This window comes from Bradyrhizobium sp. Ken51 (genome assembly GCF_055807435.1).
This window is the reverse complement of the sequence record NZ_JBVVPB010000009.1, coordinates 97,123-112,757: the sequence shown is the minus strand read 5'-3', so window position 1 is coordinate 112,757 and position 15,635 is coordinate 97,123. Positions and strand designations below refer to the sequence as shown.

Here is a 15,635-nt window from a genome sequence, read left to right as displayed (position 1 = left end):
GAACCGGCGTCCCGCCGGCGGGGTTATTTCCGCGCTGCCTTCTCGCGAAGTTGCTCGGTCGTTAGCGGCCGGCCCGACTGGTCGAGCAGATCGCGGAAATTCAGTTTGCCGCGGCGCCACAGGTCGGCGACCGTCGCGCCCAACACCGTGTCTTGCCTTGCAGCGGATTGCTTCGATAACCAGCCCTCGAACGTGGTTTTGGCCGCGACCTGGCCGTCCATGCTGGCCCGGGTCGTCTGCGGGATTTCGTCCATATCGATGCCGAGGGCGCGCCACGATTTCATTTTCGGAACGCTGGTGGATCGGCAGCACCAATGGATTTTCCCCGGGCCTTGCAGCCACGGCGGGCCGCCGTCCTTGGGCTTGTGCTCGTCGTCATTGCTGTAATGGTGCCCGTCGCGTGTGATGCACCAAATCGACGTCCGGGTGTCGAGGGTGGCATGCCAGGCGAGGGATTCGATAATGTCTGCGTTCTTTTCGTACATGGCTTCCCGACCGGCGTTGGCGGCCGCCTGCACCGACGTCCGGACAAGCCGGGTCGCCGAGTTTTCGGAAATGTCCATGATGCCGGATTGACCGGCCTTGCCGCGCACCCGGGCGATCAGGTCGGCGTTCGTCTCGCCGGCGGCGATCCCGATCCGCATTTGATCGGTGAACCGATTCTGCAAGTCCTGCGCCTGGCGCGACCACCAATCCGACGATGCCGCGCCTTGGATCAGGACGTCGGAGGCGATCGTTTCCAGCCCCGCGCGCGTGAGCCCGCCCGTGACGAATTCGAAATCAATCGACGTATTGATCGCGTGCCCGGTCCAAACCGCTTCCTGATCAACGATCTCGCGGATTTCGTTCGCCATCAATTTGGACGCGTCGCGGTAGCCGGCGCGGATCGCCGCGCGCGTGGCTTCCAAGAGTTTGGCCAGCCGCTTTCGCTGCGCGGAGATGCTGCCGACGCCGGTCGGGTCGACCTTGGCAAGCGCCCCGACCAACTCGCCTTCGAGGTCAGCCAGGATCGCGAGCACCTTGTTTCGGGTGCCCGCCTCGAGGCGCAGGAGGTCGACCGCCCGTTCGATGTAGAGATCGACGAGCGTATCGTTCGCGCTGGTGGTGGTCTTAGTTGCCATTGCCACCCGCGCCTAAGTCCATTCCCTGGCCGGGTGGCGGCATGGATGCGGCAACCTGTGCGTCGACTCGCACGCGCTCAACTGCCGGGTCGAAGCCGTCCCCGAGCGTACCGCGCCGCTGCAATTCCGCCCAATAGGTTTCCTCCGACAGCTTGTTGGCGATTGTCGCTTGTGTCAGGAACTGCAGGTCGGCCTTGTTACCGTTGACGCCAAAATCCTTGTTCACGACGATTTCGCCGGCTGCAGGTGGGGTCTTGCCGGCGAACCGCGCCATTGACTGCGCGGCCTGCGTGAGCGCGTCTTGCAGTGCGCCTGCCATCATGGCGAGCGATGCGGTCTCTTTAGCCTCGTCCCGGCCTTCGCCGGTCGCGGTCTGCTGTGTTTGACCGTCGACCAAGAGCTGCAACCCCATGGATTGCATCCCGAGAACCAAGTTCTCCAAGTCCTTGTCGCCGGCGTTGATCGCGGCGCCGCTATGCTCAACATAACCCAATTTGGCGTCCGACTTCGACGACTGCACCATTTCGGCCGCGCCGATGACAATCGTATCGTCGGTGTCGAAACCCGCACCGAACAAGAACGGAACACGCGCGACGTGCAGAATGTTGCGCTGGTCGCTGGACGATTGCCAATGCGCGATATTCAATTCCGCCAATTCTGTAAGCGGCGGGCAAGCTTTCATGAAGTCGTCGCGGTTGATGTAGACGGGGAAAAGCTGGATCTCGACTTGGCTAATCGTGCCGTTCGCGTTCTGGACCCACGTCGATTTGCCGTCGGTGCCCTTCTGCTCCCGGAACGTCTGCCATCCCCCGCCGCGATTCACGACCCGGATTTGATCGACGCTCTTGTCCTGAAAGGGATTTTCCGGGTCGGGCTCAGTGACGCATTCCTTGATGCGAATTTGCGTCAACACTTCGACGCCCGCGACGGTCGCCGTTTTCCAGCCGATCAGGCTTTCGAGCGGGATCCATTTCATATATGGCCGAATACCGGCCTTCTGTTCGTCGGCCAGCGTCGCGGGTTGGCCGTCCTCGCGCTGCACGGCGGGCGGCATGTCCACGTAGATGAACCCAATGCCCGGCTGCATTGCGTCGAAAAAGCAATCGCGCGCGAACACATTCAGATGCCGGCCGGCATTGTCCACATTTTCAAACCACGTTTTCAGATCGGCGTCGGCGATCTTGTCGTAAACGATCGGCTTGGTGAACACCTTACCGGTCATGTCCTTGACCGTTTTTTTGGTGGCGTTGTAGAGGAATGACCGCTTTTTGCGCGCCTCATAGTTGGCAACGCTTTCGGCCGTCTGCCGCGGCAAGAATTCCTCGCCCGCTGCGCGCATTGCCTTGGTGCCGCCCATGAGCACGCGGATCGGACGAGCCTCCGCCACCATTTCGGCCTGTTCGGGGGAGGGCGTCGACACATCGTTGGCCATCAGAATCTAAGCTCCTGGCGTTTGGTGGTGGTCGCGCGGCGCACCGTCTCGAGGGCGTAGCGCAGCGCGTCAATGACGTGATTGTCCTTGTCGTCGAGTTCGGGCAGCACCGCGCCGGTTTTCTTGTCGGTCTTGTAGGCGTAGAGGCGCAGTTCCTTTTCAGCGTGCTTGCAATCGGGATGCACGACGATGTCGTATCCCTGCAGGAACGAAACGCCTTCCTCGACGCTGTTCGGCCCTTTGACGGCCGGCTGCATCCGCGAGAAGCCGTTGCGCTGCAGGAAATCGATCGTTTGCGGCTCGGCGCTGTCGGCGGTGATTGGATAGCGGCGCGCGAGCGATTTCCAATTCGGATCCTTCGCGCGCGCGATATTCCAATCCGGGTCGATCTTGTCGAACAACGCGCCGCGGCGATCGATACCGACGCCGAGTTCCCAAACCTCGCGCCAGATATAGAGCTTGCGGCCGACGATGTAGCAGCACACCAAAACACTCGGATCGATGGTGAAGCCCCAATCGGCGCCGAGATACAGCGGCGTGCCGGCGGGCGGCGGGTCGAACCGTTCGACTTTCCAGTTGCGGAAAACCTGCGCGTCCGAATTGCGCCGATAGCCGCCGCACCAGACATGCTGATATTTCTCGGGGTCGCGGGCCTTGTCGCGCTCCATCTGCTTGCGCAGGACGTCGGGAAACCAAGGGTTATCCCAATAGTTGACCTCGACACAAACGAAGTCGGGATCGTTCGCGTTGTCGCGAAACAACGTGTCGACCGGGTCGGTGTCGAGATCGGGGTTCCACGTAAACCGCTGGATCGTGCCAGGCTTGCGGAACGTGGGAATGGCCAACTCGAGCGAGCGTTTGGAAAGTGACTGCGCTTCCTCGTACCAAGGACGGTTAAACCCTTCGAGCGACTTGATGGTCGTCGCTGTGTGGTTCTGCAAGCCCCGGAAAATCATCAGGCTATCCGTCGCCGGACAGGTGATTTCGCGTTCTGTGATCTTGAATTGTTCGCGGACGTCGTACGAGCCGATATAGTCCTCGACGAGCTGCTTGACCGAGTCCTTAATCGAGTTCTGCACCTCGCGCACGCACGCGACGCGCGTATGCTGTGAAAGCATTTCCTCGACGAGCAGGCCGGCGACCAGATGCGACTTGCCGCCGCCGCGGCCGCCCTTAGCGCCCTGAAATTCCTGTTTGCCAAGGAACGGCAGGAACGCGCGGGGCGTGGGAATGTCCAATGTGCGGCCAGCGGCGATCATGCGGCGGGCGCCTCGGGCGGGGTCGGGTCCACAACGGTGCGGGTGATGGCGACCAGTTTCTTAGCGTCCTCTGCGGGCACCGCCGCCTTACCTGCGCCCTTGGTTCCGATCGCGCCCAATTCCTCGGCGATCTGGCGCATCACGGCGCGCGATTCGGGAAGCTGGTTATTGCCGCGGTAAAACATCGCGTCCTTGCTGAGCGCGATCAGGCGCGCTTGCTGCGCGGCGAACGGTGCCGAATTGGGATCGATCAGGACGGCTTCGCGGGTCGTTTTGAACAGATTGAACAGATCGAATGGCAATTGCCCATTGGCGGGATCTAGCCGGCGCACGTCGTTCTCGTCGCATCGGGTGTCTGAAAACACGGCTGCGAAATCCAACACGATGTTACGTGGCGGCTCAAAAGCAGCGAGCTTGCGAACGATGAACTCTTGCTGCACTCTCGTGTGGTTGTTGGCCATGCCTCCCGCACGTACCGGTATGGGACGCCATCCCGGCGCCAATGTGAGGCGTATTTACATCATCCAATGTAAATTGTCAACACTACCGGCGGGTACTCGGCAATCCCTCGGTCAGATTCGACCGGACGCCATACATATCGAAGCCGGGGATTTTGAACGGCTCCGCGCGGACGCCCCGGAAGCCGCGGGCGTGCCAGAATTGAATGATGCGGTCGGCCAGGGCGCGGGCGCCGGTCTTGGTGTAGTGGTCGTCTTGCTGCTTTGCCATGGGCGCAGGATGGCAAACGGAATGTTGAAAGTCAACATAAAAATCACTCGTGGCGCACATTGCCATTGACGTTCGAAATCAATTCCGCCACGGCGCCTTCGGGGGTCGTGCCTTCGCCACGAAATTCACCTTCCGATTCGCCGAGCATCACATGCGAACAAGTGTTCCCAATTTCCGCGCGCCACGTTCCGTCATGCAGACTGAACAGAGCGAATTCCTTGTCGCCCTTCTTTATGTCGATGCACAGTTGTATTAATTCTGAAAGGTTCATATCCGACCCGCCTTTTTCAACTCGCTGTAGGTATACGCCCGTGACACGCCGAGCACCACAGCGATCCGCGCCGGTTTGATTTTCTGCTTGTGCAGCCCGACGATCATGCGCGGTTTGTCCGAACGCGTCTTGTGCGCCTTCCTTGCGCGATCGGGTCGCTCGCTCCGCAAGACCGAATAGACGTAGCCGGCGGAGACCTCGAGCGCGGTCGCGATATCGGCAACGGCCTGGCCCTTGTCGGCGCGGGCGAGGATTTTGGAAACGGTGGGGTTCATTTGCGCCAGTCCACTTCCTCTCCGTCTCCGGTCTGAGTATCGATCACATCGACGTTCAGACCCTTCTTGTCCTGTTCCCTTGCAATCGACTTCGCCTCGTCGAGCGAATCGACTTGCATGTGCAAATCACCCCACCCACCGGAAGGGTAATACGTGTCATAGACGAAAATCAGAAAGCGTTTCATGTTTGAAACCTTATCCAGTCAATGCACATTGTCAACATAAAGTTTATATCGCCGGCGGCATCGGCACCGGTAACACCGCGCCTTCCGCCGTAATCTGCAAAACGGTAGTTCGCGACGCGCCGTTCGGCTTCAACAGTCCGGCGACCGCGCCAGCCTCGCCACGGACCCACCGCGCGTCGACAGCGTGGGCCGCCAGCGCTTCCGGCAGTTCCCATCGGTCGCCGTTCTGATCCGCGACGATCGCGCGCCCGTCCTGTTCCCAACTCTTGCGAATAGGGATCCAGCCGCCGGCCTTCTCCGAGACAGGGCGGAACGCCGCGATCAGCGCCGCGCCAGATGGCGTTTCGAAAAGTTTCGCAGCCTTGGGCGCCGCGCCCTCGAGGCCGCCAATCCGCATGTCATGTCCGCACTCAGGGCAATCGAGCGTGCCCTTGGGAATGTTGACCAGGCAGGCCGGGCAGAGTTTGTGGATTGGCTCGTCGCAGTTCCAGCATTTGACCGCGGCCGACCCGTTGCGCTTGCCGCATGCTTCGCAGGAGACGAGCCTCGCAATGGTCATTTTGGGGCGCAGAAAGTCTAACGGTCCCAAATCATCCACGTTGCCACCCCAATCAAACAGGAGGCCGTCAGCCTTGCCGGCAGCGATGCTTGATTCGATATTGCCGCCAATTGTACGCAACAGACGGCCGATGACCTGCACATATTTGCCGAGAGACTTCGTCTTAAACCTCATTGCCAAGAGGTCGACGTGCTGAACATCGAACCCCACAGTGCAGACGTCCTTGTTGACGAGGGCCTGCAATTGACCGTTACGAAAAGCCTGAATGTTACGCGTCCGCTCCGCGTCGGACATCTCGCCAATGACCAAGCCGGCGCGAATGCCCCACTGGTTCAGGCGTTCAGTCATCAGCCTAGCGGCCTTCACGGAAGCCTCGAAAATCAACCATCCGCGCCGAGTGTCACGGTGCTGGATCAGTTGACAGATATGGTTATCAATTTGCGCAATCATCTGCGCGTCCTGCGATTCGCCGGTATACTCGCCTTGGCGAACGCGCAGTTTAGAAACGTCGATTTTGTCGTCGGCTGGTGCGGTGAAGGCGGGAACGAGATAGCCATCACGGATGCCGTCAACAATGGAATAGGTGTAAACGACCTTTTCAAATTGTGCGGCTTCGCCCTCGACCAGCGAACCACCTTGTAAACGATATACGGTGCCGGAGAACCCGGGGAACCGGGCGCCGGGAAAGCCCCGTCGGAATTCACGATACATGCCGTTGTCGCTCGGCGGGATCAAATGCGCTTCGTCCGTGAAAATATTGGCTACTGGACCGAACGCTGGCGCATTTTTGTAGACGCTTTGAATGCTGGCACTGATCACAGGAGCGCGCCAGGTTCGTTCGCCGAGGGACGCCGCGTTGACGCCGACCTGCAAACCAAGCTTCCGGCAAGCCTCTGCGTTTTGTTCGACCAACTCCCGTGTGTGAGCGAGGATGATGGTTCGTTCCCCGCGCAGCCACGCGCGCCGGGCTAACTCTGCCATGGTCAACGATTTGCCGGAACCGACACACGAATCGACCAGAGGGCGCATCATACCGAGGCGATAAGCGTTCTCGACCGCGTCCGCCGCGTCGATTTGATTGGGACGGAGCGCGATCATGACAGGGGCACAGGGCAGGGTGGGAAATTGAGCCGCGCGAACTGACCAAAGTGTTTCGCCGCGGCCCGGTCATAAGCGATCGCGGCTTGTATCGAAGTTTCGTGCAGGCCGAGAAACACCGGTTTTGTTTTGACACCCAAGAACGCCTGCCACTTGCCTGCACTGCGATTGAAACTAACGCCCTTGTAGCCGCTCTTATTGGCCGTCGAGCGCGCAGAGTTGGCCCGATTCTCACACTGCGTAGCAGGTCGCAGATTCTTAAAACGATTGTTGGTGGTGTCGCCGTCCTTGTGGTCAATGCCCTTCGGCATCTCACCGGTCATGTAAAAATAAGCAAGACGGTGAGCATAGTACCGATGGCCGTAAATCGTAATCGACCGATAGCCGTGGTGCGCGTTGCATCCTGCGATATTGCCGGCATTCTGGGTATTCCAAATCTTATCAAAACGCGATCGTACCTCGCGGGCTCGCCAAACGAACACACCCGTTTCGGGGTTGTAATCAATGAACTTATGGACTTGCTCGACACTCAACATCACGCAGCAAGCCGCTTGCTAACGATTTCGTCGCGGCGCCTGTGGTTATCCTCCGCCGCTTTTGCGTGCCGGATATGGGCTTGGAACACCCGACGCAGGTTCTTTGGCTTGTGCCCTTTCCAAGACGTGATCGGCATCCACCGGTACCGCACACGCGACAACGGCCTGAAATAATAGACGGTGGTCACATGACCGTAGTCGACGCGAGTGTGCAAATGCCACTCGTGCTCGTCGACAATGATGCTCGGGGAGCGATACAGCGTTACCATGACACCAAGTCCCCGAATGCTGCGTGCGCCAGCGCGGCGCAAAGACCGATTTCAACGGCCGCGAGAACTAGCCACTTCATCGGGCGCACTCCCGCGCAAGGCGGTCAGCCTCTTGCCAGGGCAGGCCGGCGGTCAGGAGCAGGGTCAGAAGGCGTTCATATGTGTGTTTCATTCCGCGACGATACAACATGAATGTTCATTGTCAACATAAATGTGTTGCACGGTTCGAATTTGCGGGGTAGGGTGGGGTCAATACCGCAGTCGTGACCGAGGAGCGATGAAGTGAACCTTTGGGGACATCTATTCCGCAAATACGGAGAAGAAGAACGCATATGCCGCGCCTGCGGCTACGTGATCGGCTCGAAGTGGACGGAACAAGAAACAAAAGATTGGATCAGGGACGAGGAAGGCTGCGAATTGCACTGCGGGGGTGCTTGGCACGTTCATAAGCGCGTCCCGATTAGACAGGGAGCACTGAAGTGAAAAGAGAAGATTGGGTCGTCTTCGAGGGCGAGTGCCGAACCTATATTGCTGTGGCCGAGGCATGCTGGCGAAAGGAAAGCCCGTCGCACTCGTTCCATGTGTTCGAGTGGCTCTGTTGGCGCCAGCGCCTCAGAATGCCTTTGGTGCGTAAATGCGACCAGATTATCAACTTGGACTATACGGGCACATAAGCGCAGTTGAGCAGGAAGGGAAACTGATGATTTTTCTGTTGGTACTTTGCGCCGCTGCGATCTGGCTACTTATTCACGTTAGCAGTCTGGGCAGTTATTGCATTGAATTCGATGGCCGTGATTATTGGGTGTGGCGGCGGGAGTTTGGCGGCTACAATCGCTGTCAAGGCCACTTCAAGACAGAAGCGGAAGCTCAGTCTTGCGTAGCTGAACGCGAGAAAAACCCTCCGCGCATCATCGATCCATCACACCACAGATCATAAGCGAACAACTCTGAGGAGGCAAAATGCGAATAGTCCACAAGAAGCGCGGCACGGTCTATGAGATAGTCGGGCACGCAAACATCCAGTGCGACCGGCCGCTCATCGACTACGACGTTGTTGCAATCTACAAAGACCCATACAGCGGAAAGCTATGGGTGAGGCCGGTTCATGAGATGGAAGACGGCCGGTTTGCCGAGGTTGCGGACGACTACGCCGCACCACCTAAGTGATGGGCAATCAACGCGAGACACCCTATGAGCCGGCTTAAAGATACCGACGAGTTCGGCAACCGGATGAAGGCTTACGAGGCCGCAGAGACGGCGCGCAAGTTTGACGCGACGCTGCCGATCTATGCCCGCATTGACGGCCGGTCGTTCTCGCGGTTCACCCGAGGCATGGAGAGGCCCTTCGACGGCAGGATGACCGCCGCCATGGTCGAGACCACAAAGCACCTTGTCCACGAAACGCATGCGCGGATTGGCTACACGCAGTCCGACGAGATCAGCCTTGTATGGCTGGCTGACAGCCCGGAATCTGACGTGTTCTTTTCGGGGAAGGTACAGAAGATGGCGAGCGTGCTGGCCTCTATGGCCGCCGCCAAGTTTGCCCGCGTCTGCCCGCCCAGCTACGAGGACAGGATGCCCCATTTTGATTGCCGGGTGTTCCAGCTACCATCCAAGGAAGAGGCCGCCAACGCCTTCCTGTGGCGCGCTATGGACGCCCGCAAGAACGCCATCAGCATGGTTGCGCAGAGCAAGTTTTCACACAGGAAGCTACACGGCCAGGATCAGAAGGCCATGCTGGCGATGCTGAAGGAAATCGACGTCAACTTCGAAGCGTTCCCGGCAGCCTTCCGACGCGGCTCATTCATCCGACGCTTCACCGTCGAGCGGCCGTTGACGGCTGAGGAACTAGAGCGCATCCCCGAGAAGCATCGGCCCACCGGCCCCGTCATGCGGAACGAGATGCGTGTGGTCGATATGCCGCCATTCAACCGGGTTGCCAACCGCGTCGATGTGATCTTTGACGGGGCACTCCCCCGCTCTCCCTGAGACATTACACAGGCGACGGCGGCCCGTACTTGCTCGCGATCTTCGTATAGGTCTTGAGGAAGTTGACCGTCGTGGTCACAGGTCCACTCGGGACCGGCAGCGTCCATGCTCCCGTGGGCCAGTTTCCGCCGATCGCAAAATTCAGCATCATGGTCGCCGGGACAGCCACTCCCCCTTGGAAAAACCAAGGGAAGTACCACTTAGCGGTCGGATTGCCGTCATGGTACAGCGTCATTGTGCTGTCGTCGCTCCAGAGAATGCAGATATCGACCGGGCGATTAACCCAGTAATCCGCATCATAGAATGTCGGGTCCGGCTTTAAGAAACCGAACTGTTTGTTATAACTTGCGTCGCTCCAGAGCAGCGACTTATTTGCACTGCAATTTGTGTGAATCATGTTCGCCGTTTCGTTCGCCCCGTTGTAGACGAATTCGAGCATATCCATTTCTGGATTCGGGTCGATCGCACCGTCGCCTGGAATAATCCACCAAGCCGGCCATACGCCCCTTTCCTTCGGCAAAACGATTTGAAGGTGGCTGAAGAAATACTGAGAGGTTGCGACGGATCTCACCATGCCACTATCGAACAGCGGATATGGGTCGCCGTTCGGGCTCGGAGCATGGCCTGAAGTCCCCGGACGGGGAGTCGCAGTCAGAAGCAGCCGACCGTTTTGATAATCCACCCCGCTGTCAACGTAGCGCTGGAGTTCATCATTGAGGTGGTCGGAAAAGCCGCCGTACTTGGCCCATAACTTCCGCCGCCATTTCGTGGTGTCGAGCACGGAACTGTCAACGATGCTCATGTCCGGGATGGGCTGCCAGTTGCCCGTGCTAGGCAAATACGATCCATCATACTGCTTAACGAGCGGCACGATTCCCACCTCAGCAGGCGGCTTGTAGACCGGAACATAGTATTTGAAGCCGTTGACAGAGGGAATGTCGGCGACGCTCCACTCCTCGCCGACTTGAGCAACAGTCTGCCAGGCGTAGTTGCTGGTGGTCCGCACGGACATTAAGAGGCGATATTTGCCCAAGGTGGGAGGCGTGTACGTCGGGCCAAAGAACGTCTTTGGCTCCTGCGTGATCGCCTGCGGCGTCGGGAGCATATAGTCCATCACGCTCGCCCAGGCGCCGTTCGCGTCCTGCTTGTGAAGCATGAACGCCACATAGTACGTCCCAACGCTTGCAGCGTCGGCCGCTGCAATTGTGGCTTTCGTACTGATCCTTTGGCTTAAAACAATATCGTCAATTGGCGTGATCGTCGCAATATAATTGGTCATGGGTTATCCTACTGCCACTTCGTGGCGAGGTATGATTCCGCCGACAACAATGTGCTGTCCGCAAGTGACACGCCGCCCGCAATCAGGATCACCTCTCCGATTGCGCCATCGAATGCCGTCGTAGTGTCCCACGCCGCCGAGGCAGCGGTGAACAGAGCGCCGACCGAGAACTGACCAAGCGTTAGAGCGTTCGTGTCACACGCAACTGCGCTTGCGATCAGCGTCCCGTTCATTCGGACGTCGAGCGTCGTTCCGTTGAAGTGGAATAGGACAATGTTCCACACGTCCGTGGTCGCGATTGTGTTCGCCGATAAGGCGTTCGTGGTCGTGCCGTTGATCGAACGAGCACAGCCCACAGCGTCACCACCGCTGAACAGATAGCGCATGAAGTCGTTCTGCGTCGTCAGCCTGGAATAAGAGGCCGGAGTGACAGAGACGGCATTGGTGCCGCGCCTGACAGCCATCAGAACGGAGTGCGTCTTGTCGTTACCGTTCGCCAGCGCGACAACAGTAGCGTCGGTCGTCGTCAACCGGGTGACGTTGGCGCGCGTGAATTTAGCGACCTTCTTGCTGTTGATACCGTCAGTCTGATAGGCAGGGCTGGTCGTGGTGCTGGTGCTATTGGCCAGATTGGCGCCGAGCTTCTTACCAACCCATCCCCTGACCTTGTCGGTGCCCACAACCGCTTGGGTTGTTGCGGCGGCATCAGAAAATACCGTCGTGTTATCGGTCGAGTCCCACCACTCGATGGCACTGGCCCACGTCGCCGGGTTGAAGATCGCCGAGTAGGAAATCGTTTTTGTGACGGTGGTGGTCTGGCCGATCGCGTTGGTGCACACAATCGAAAAGGTCGATGTCTCGTTCGTCGAGGCCGTCCCCGAGATTGTCAGAGTTCCCGTGCCGTTACCCGTGATCGTGTAATCGGTGCCGCCAACTGTCTTTGTTGCGGTGTAGGTATGCGGGCCTAGGTTGCCGGAATGGAAATCGGTGTAAGCAATAGTCTTTGACACCACGTCACCGCCGCTTGCAGTGAAGTCACTCCAAACCGTGCCGAGAGCGACAGGGGCAACGTTGAAATACCGAATTGCCCTCCGGACAGGGCCGCCAGCGGTGAACGAACCCAAGAACAGAAGACCGACGCGCCCGCCCTCAGTTGCCGGCACCGTGCCCGAGGTGGTGCGGCCCGTCATGTCCACGGTCATGCCACCGGGCAGCCGGTTGGCCCGCGTCGGCATTCCGGGCGTGTCTTCGTTGTCGAAAGCCGCGTAGACCTCGACCAAGTCGGGAGATGTGCCGCCGAACAAGGACGAATCTGTCGGGATCGAGGAAGCCCATGACCCGCCTGCCGTGGTGTTGACAGAGGATATGACGTTCATAGAGGTATTGGCGGCGGCGGCACTTGGACCCCAACAACGAATCCAATCCCACTCGACCGTCTTCGGCCAGTCCGCGGCACTGAAAGCCGACCCGTCCCAGCCGGGATTGACCATGTTGTCAACTCGAATGTCGTGAGCGCCACGGAGACGCCCCACGCGCGCATTCGTGTACGTTCCCTTGAGGGCCATTGTCCCTTCAACGGCGACGTCGTCGTAGACCGTTAGAGTGGTCCCGACCTTCTTGATTGCCATCGTCGTATAACGCGAGGTCGAAATAGAACCGGAAGAGGCGAGCGCCGTCCCGACATCTGCGCCGGCATCGGTGTCTGAGACATGCAGAACAGCCGTGCTGCCGACTGCACTAGCCAAGGAGGTTTTCAACGTCTCCAGGACATCGACCTCGCCGTAATCGGGCCAGTTAAGCGCAGTTCCCCAAAAGCCGGACCAGAAGCCCGAGGCGACACCGGAAGGAAGGCGAACCTTGCACTCGATCATGAAGTCGCCGGAAGCGCTGTACATGAACGTCGGCCACGTCCTTATGGCCGTCGAGATCAGTTGCGGCTTGCTGCTGCCGTCGCCGCCGCCCTGCGTATAGGTGGTCGGGAGATATGCTGAAAGGCCCACCGGGATGGGCTGGATCGCGACACTCAGAATGCTTGATGCAACGGAAGCGGCGTCGAACCCGAGATCAGTTGGCGACGTGTTCCGCGGGCCTCGATAGCCGGGCTCAATATAGATTGCGACGTCGGCGCCAGCCGCGTTCTCTCGCCGAAAGCCGATGTGGGGCGGGCTCGATGAATACTTACCGGACGTGTTCGCACCTGACCATGTCGTCGGCCGGGTGTTGAAATCGTCACCCCACAGGAGTTTAAGGCCGGAGCGAATACCCGTGCCGGCGTCGCCGATGGCGATACCCCCGATGACCTCGGGTGTGCTCGTCCCCACTCTCCCAAGGGCATTGAAAGTGTTGAACGGCCGCGTGAGGATCTGATCCATTTACGCGAAGTCTCCGCCGACGAGGAATTCCGCGGCGTTCTCGGCGCTGTTCTGCTTGCAGACAATCACCGAGCCCGAACCGTATTGCGTCGACAGCGCGGTCTTGGCGGAGCGATTGAGCGCGGTTCCCGACGCCACGAGCGTGATCGTCCCGGTTGACCACGCTGTGAAGCCGCAGGAGAACCCGCCGATCAACGTGCCGGGAACGGTGATGGTGTAATTGATCGAGCCATCGTTGCGAAACACCGACCCCATGTCGTCATTGGTCAGCGTGTAATTGTCGCCGGGGCTGACGAGAGTGGAGAGATTGCGGAGGCGGACGCGGCCGGTCGAATAATCGTAGCTCAAGATCCACCCCCATTCGTGAGTTGGTTCAGCGCGTCCTCTGCGGCGCTCACACCGCGCTCTGCGTCGTCCAAGAGCGATTCGTGACCACTGAACGCCTTGTCGCCGCCGGTCTCGAGGGCATCCCACCGGGCGCTGATCTGATCAGCACGTTGACCCAATTTGGTAGGGACAGCCTTGGAGCGCTCGGCGAGCCGGCGGAATTTGTCGGACAGCACAATGGCACCTACGATGTTGGCATGAGCGGAAACGATTTCGGTTGCCCGGGGCAGGGTCTCGGCGAGCGCGGCCACAGCCTGGCTGGTGATCTCGTGTCGAACCGTGCCGATGACGGTCTCGATGCGGTAATGGCCCGCGCCGAGGTGCAAAGGCGATTTGGCGCCGACGTTCCATTGGCCGAGCGGGCCGAACACGGTTCCATAAGAGCCGGCAGCGGCCGTCACGGTCAAAACGTCGCCATCAGCGACGGTAACGTGCAAGGGGTCGGGCATTGGACTCGTTACATGACGCAGCGCCGGCCGGGTTCAGGGCGTTCGGCGAACCGTATCAGCGTTTATGTAAATTGTCAACAAACGGCAATGCACTGGCGAAAGGAAGCCGCTCGGGGGCGAGCTGCACCGACTTGGGGCACACGGGCACAATCTGGTCGTCAATATCCCAGGCGATCCGGCAGACCGCGCAGCGGATCGTGTGCGGGTCGTGGCGCTCGGCGCGGGCGTAGCAGATACTATTCGCCATCGTCGCGCTCGCTGAAATCATGGACAAAGCCGATCGCCTCGACGCGTTCGGACTGACGCAAGCGCGGCACGTTCGGCTCGGTGTCCGGAATGCGCCAGATCGAACGCACGCCAACCTTGGGCTGGTGGATCGGTCGACCGGACGGGTGCGGCTTGCCTTTGGGCGTCACGCCGCCACCCCCTGATGCGCCCTGCTCAGTATCGCCAAGCTAGCCACTAGCGCGCGCGCCTGGCCCAACGCATCGTTGAGCGCGATGTGCGGCGGCGGCACGGCGTAGTCCTTGGGGTTCACGCCGGCGAGGTTGAAGGCCGTTCGGGTGCACTGAACGCGCCAAAAGTCGCGAGTCCATGGGCATTCGATTCCGGCCCTACGATACACCTCGCCAAGAATTGGCCCGTCGAATGTGGCGCCGTGACACCAAAGCAGGAAATCGCCATCGGGCGCAGCCCAATTGATCCATTGCAGGAAGTAGGGCAGGGCAACCGACAGCGATTGCGGGTTCGACGTCGCCGCCGCCCACGCGCCGGGGTGCCTGGCTTCCTGATCGTGCCACCATGCGGCCGTTTCCGGATCCTGTTCGAGCCCGAGTGCGGTTTGCTCGGGGGTCGATAGGTTCAGCGTGCAATGCGCCTCGTCGTGACAGCGAACGAACGCTGCGGCCAGGACCACGCCGCCGGGACGCTTACAAATCGTTTCCAGATCGCACATGATGTGAGTGGTCATCCCAACACGTCCTCAATTCGTCGCAGCAACTGCCGCGGGTCAGAAACCAGGCGCCGCATCACGAGCCCGTCGTGCAGCCAGTATTTGACGTCGGTTAGAGCGGCCTCGAGTTGTTCGTCGCGTTCGTTCTCGCGGCCCGATTCCTGCTCTGAGCGCCACTTGCTGAGCAGGAGCCGTTTCTTGGTTTCGTCGTTCTGAGCCATGCCGCCAACAGTAAACACGCCATGCTCATTGTCAACATAAAATCAATCGCCGTGCGCATTTTGTTTGCTCGGCAACGGCACGGGGCAGGGCGGCATGGTCAGGAGCGCCACAAAGCGCACCAGGCGTTCCGCGTTCATGAGGTAATGCAGATCGGCCAAATCGTCCGACGTGCCCATGACGACCGCGCCGGAGCGACAGGCGGCCTCGTGGATTTGATCGAGGTCGGGTGTCGTCATGTGCGGTCCTGCACG

23 protein-coding genes are annotated in these 15,635 nt (G+C 59.7%); 3 read left to right on the top strand and 20 right to left on the bottom strand.

Annotated elements, in window-relative coordinates; translation table 11 throughout:
* Positions 1 to 23: 23 nt before the first annotated feature.
* The 11 genes from AC0L27_RS17345 to AC0L27_RS17295 form a co-directional block, all read right to left on the bottom strand.
* Complete coding sequence (locus tag AC0L27_RS17345) at positions 24 to 1,121, bottom strand: phage minor head protein (protein ID WP_473319815.1); 1,098 nt, start codon at positions 1,119 to 1,121, stop codon at positions 24 to 26.
* Positions 1,111 to 2,553, bottom strand: coding sequence for a DUF4055 domain-containing protein (locus AC0L27_RS17340; protein WP_473319814.1), 1,443 nt, complete (start codon positions 2,551 to 2,553; stop codon positions 1,111 to 1,113). Before AC0L27_RS17340 ends, AC0L27_RS17345 begins: the two co-directional genes overlap by 11 nt.
* Entirely contained in the window at positions 2,553 to 3,812 is a 1,260-nt protein-coding gene (locus tag AC0L27_RS17335; RefSeq protein WP_473319813.1) for a PBSX family phage terminase large subunit, read from the bottom strand. The genes AC0L27_RS17340 and AC0L27_RS17335 overlap by 1 nt, the downstream gene beginning before the upstream one ends.
* Positions 3,809 to 4,273 carry a hypothetical protein gene (locus AC0L27_RS17330; RefSeq protein ID WP_473319812.1) on the bottom strand — a complete coding sequence of 155 codons (465 nt, stop codon included), beginning with the start codon at positions 4,271 to 4,273 and terminating at the stop codon, positions 3,809 to 3,811. The genes AC0L27_RS17335 and AC0L27_RS17330 overlap by 4 nt, the downstream gene beginning before the upstream one ends.
* An 82-nt stretch (positions 4,274 to 4,355) precedes the next feature.
* Positions 4,356 to 4,541, bottom strand: coding sequence for a hypothetical protein (locus AC0L27_RS17325; RefSeq protein WP_473319811.1), 186 nt, complete (start codon positions 4,539 to 4,541; stop codon positions 4,356 to 4,358).
* 43 nt (positions 4,542 to 4,584) lie between these two features.
* The gene (locus AC0L27_RS17320; protein WP_473319810.1) at positions 4,585 to 4,812 is read right to left on the bottom strand and encodes a hypothetical protein; all 228 of its coding nucleotides are present in this window, start codon (positions 4,810 to 4,812) and stop codon (positions 4,585 to 4,587) included.
* Positions 4,809 to 5,087: a hypothetical protein gene (locus tag AC0L27_RS17315; protein WP_473319809.1), complete on the bottom strand. Its 279-nt coding sequence runs from the start codon at positions 5,085 to 5,087 to the stop codon at positions 4,809 to 4,811. The genes AC0L27_RS17320 and AC0L27_RS17315 overlap by 4 nt, the downstream gene beginning before the upstream one ends.
* Positions 5,084 to 5,272: a hypothetical protein gene (locus tag AC0L27_RS17310; RefSeq protein WP_473319807.1), complete on the bottom strand. Its 189-nt coding sequence runs from the start codon at positions 5,270 to 5,272 to the stop codon at positions 5,084 to 5,086. The genes AC0L27_RS17315 and AC0L27_RS17310 overlap by 4 nt, the downstream gene beginning before the upstream one ends.
* 43 nt (positions 5,273 to 5,315) lie before the next feature.
* Positions 5,316 to 6,929: a helicase-related protein gene (locus tag AC0L27_RS17305; protein WP_473319806.1), complete on the bottom strand. Its 1,614-nt coding sequence runs from the start codon at positions 6,927 to 6,929 to the stop codon at positions 5,316 to 5,318.
* On the bottom strand, positions 6,926 to 7,465 hold the full coding sequence (locus AC0L27_RS17300) for an HNH endonuclease (RefSeq protein ID WP_473319804.1): 540 nt from the start codon (positions 7,463 to 7,465) through the stop codon (positions 6,926 to 6,928). Before AC0L27_RS17300 ends, AC0L27_RS17305 begins: the two co-directional genes overlap by 4 nt.
* The gene (locus AC0L27_RS17295; protein WP_473319803.1) at positions 7,465 to 7,734 is read right to left on the bottom strand and encodes a hypothetical protein; all 270 of its coding nucleotides are present in this window, start codon (positions 7,732 to 7,734) and stop codon (positions 7,465 to 7,467) included. Before AC0L27_RS17295 ends, AC0L27_RS17300 begins: the two co-directional genes overlap by 1 nt.
* Before the next feature lie 700 nt (positions 7,735 to 8,434).
* Here AC0L27_RS17295 and AC0L27_RS17290 point away from each other — a divergent pair.
* The 3 genes from AC0L27_RS17290 to AC0L27_RS17280 are packed head-to-tail and all read left to right on the top strand — an operon-like array spanning position 8,435 to position 9,723.
* On the top strand, positions 8,435 to 8,671 hold the full coding sequence (locus tag AC0L27_RS17290) for a hypothetical protein (protein ID WP_473319802.1): 237 nt from the start codon (positions 8,435 to 8,437) through the stop codon (positions 8,669 to 8,671).
* A 23-nt stretch (positions 8,672 to 8,694) separates the two neighbouring features.
* Positions 8,695 to 8,901: a hypothetical protein gene (locus tag AC0L27_RS17285; protein ID WP_473319801.1), complete on the top strand. Its 207-nt coding sequence runs from the start codon at positions 8,695 to 8,697 to the stop codon at positions 8,899 to 8,901.
* 24 nt (positions 8,902 to 8,925) lie between these two features.
* Positions 8,926 to 9,723 carry a tRNA(His) guanylyltransferase Thg1 family protein gene (locus tag AC0L27_RS17280; RefSeq protein ID WP_473319800.1) on the top strand — a complete coding sequence of 266 codons (798 nt, stop codon included), beginning with the start codon at positions 8,926 to 8,928 and terminating at the stop codon, positions 9,721 to 9,723.
* A 4-nt stretch (positions 9,724 to 9,727) separates the two neighbouring features.
* Here AC0L27_RS17280 and AC0L27_RS17275 read toward each other — a convergent pair whose 3' ends face one another.
* Genes AC0L27_RS17275 through AC0L27_RS17235 form a run of 9 tightly spaced genes read right to left on the bottom strand, consistent with a single transcriptional unit; the run spans position 9,728 to position 15,620 of the window.
* Complete coding sequence (locus AC0L27_RS17275; protein ID WP_473319798.1) at positions 9,728 to 11,002, bottom strand: glycoside hydrolase family 16 protein; 1,275 nt, start codon at positions 11,000 to 11,002, stop codon at positions 9,728 to 9,730.
* A gap of 8 nt (positions 11,003 to 11,010) precedes the next feature.
* Positions 11,011 to 13,374, bottom strand: coding sequence for a hypothetical protein (locus AC0L27_RS17270; RefSeq protein ID WP_473319797.1), 2,364 nt, complete (start codon positions 13,372 to 13,374; stop codon positions 11,011 to 11,013).
* Entirely contained in the window at positions 13,375 to 13,722 is a 348-nt protein-coding gene (locus AC0L27_RS17265; RefSeq protein WP_473319796.1) for a hypothetical protein, read from the bottom strand. It lies immediately after the preceding gene.
* Positions 13,719 to 14,210: a hypothetical protein gene (locus tag AC0L27_RS17260; protein ID WP_473319794.1), complete on the bottom strand. Its 492-nt coding sequence runs from the start codon at positions 14,208 to 14,210 to the stop codon at positions 13,719 to 13,721. Before AC0L27_RS17260 ends, AC0L27_RS17265 begins: the two co-directional genes overlap by 4 nt.
* Positions 14,211 to 14,265: 55 nt before the next feature.
* The gene (locus AC0L27_RS17255; RefSeq protein ID WP_473319793.1) at positions 14,266 to 14,457 is read right to left on the bottom strand and encodes a hypothetical protein; all 192 of its coding nucleotides are present in this window, start codon (positions 14,455 to 14,457) and stop codon (positions 14,266 to 14,268) included.
* Entirely contained in the window at positions 14,447 to 14,626 is a 180-nt protein-coding gene (locus AC0L27_RS17250) for a hypothetical protein (RefSeq protein WP_473319792.1), read from the bottom strand. The genes AC0L27_RS17255 and AC0L27_RS17250 overlap by 11 nt, the downstream gene beginning before the upstream one ends.
* A complete protein-coding gene (locus AC0L27_RS17245) occupies positions 14,623 to 15,180 on the bottom strand; it encodes a 3'-5' exonuclease (RefSeq protein WP_473319791.1) in 558 nt (185 codons plus the stop codon). The genes AC0L27_RS17250 and AC0L27_RS17245 overlap by 4 nt, the downstream gene beginning before the upstream one ends.
* Positions 15,177 to 15,401, bottom strand: coding sequence for a hypothetical protein (locus AC0L27_RS17240; protein ID WP_473319789.1), 225 nt, complete (start codon positions 15,399 to 15,401; stop codon positions 15,177 to 15,179). The genes AC0L27_RS17245 and AC0L27_RS17240 overlap by 4 nt, the downstream gene beginning before the upstream one ends.
* A gap of 24 nt (positions 15,402 to 15,425) precedes the next feature.
* Positions 15,426 to 15,620 carry a hypothetical protein gene (locus AC0L27_RS17235; RefSeq protein ID WP_473319788.1) on the bottom strand — a complete coding sequence of 65 codons (195 nt, stop codon included), beginning with the start codon at positions 15,618 to 15,620 and terminating at the stop codon, positions 15,426 to 15,428.
* Positions 15,621 to 15,635: the final 15 nt, after the last annotated feature.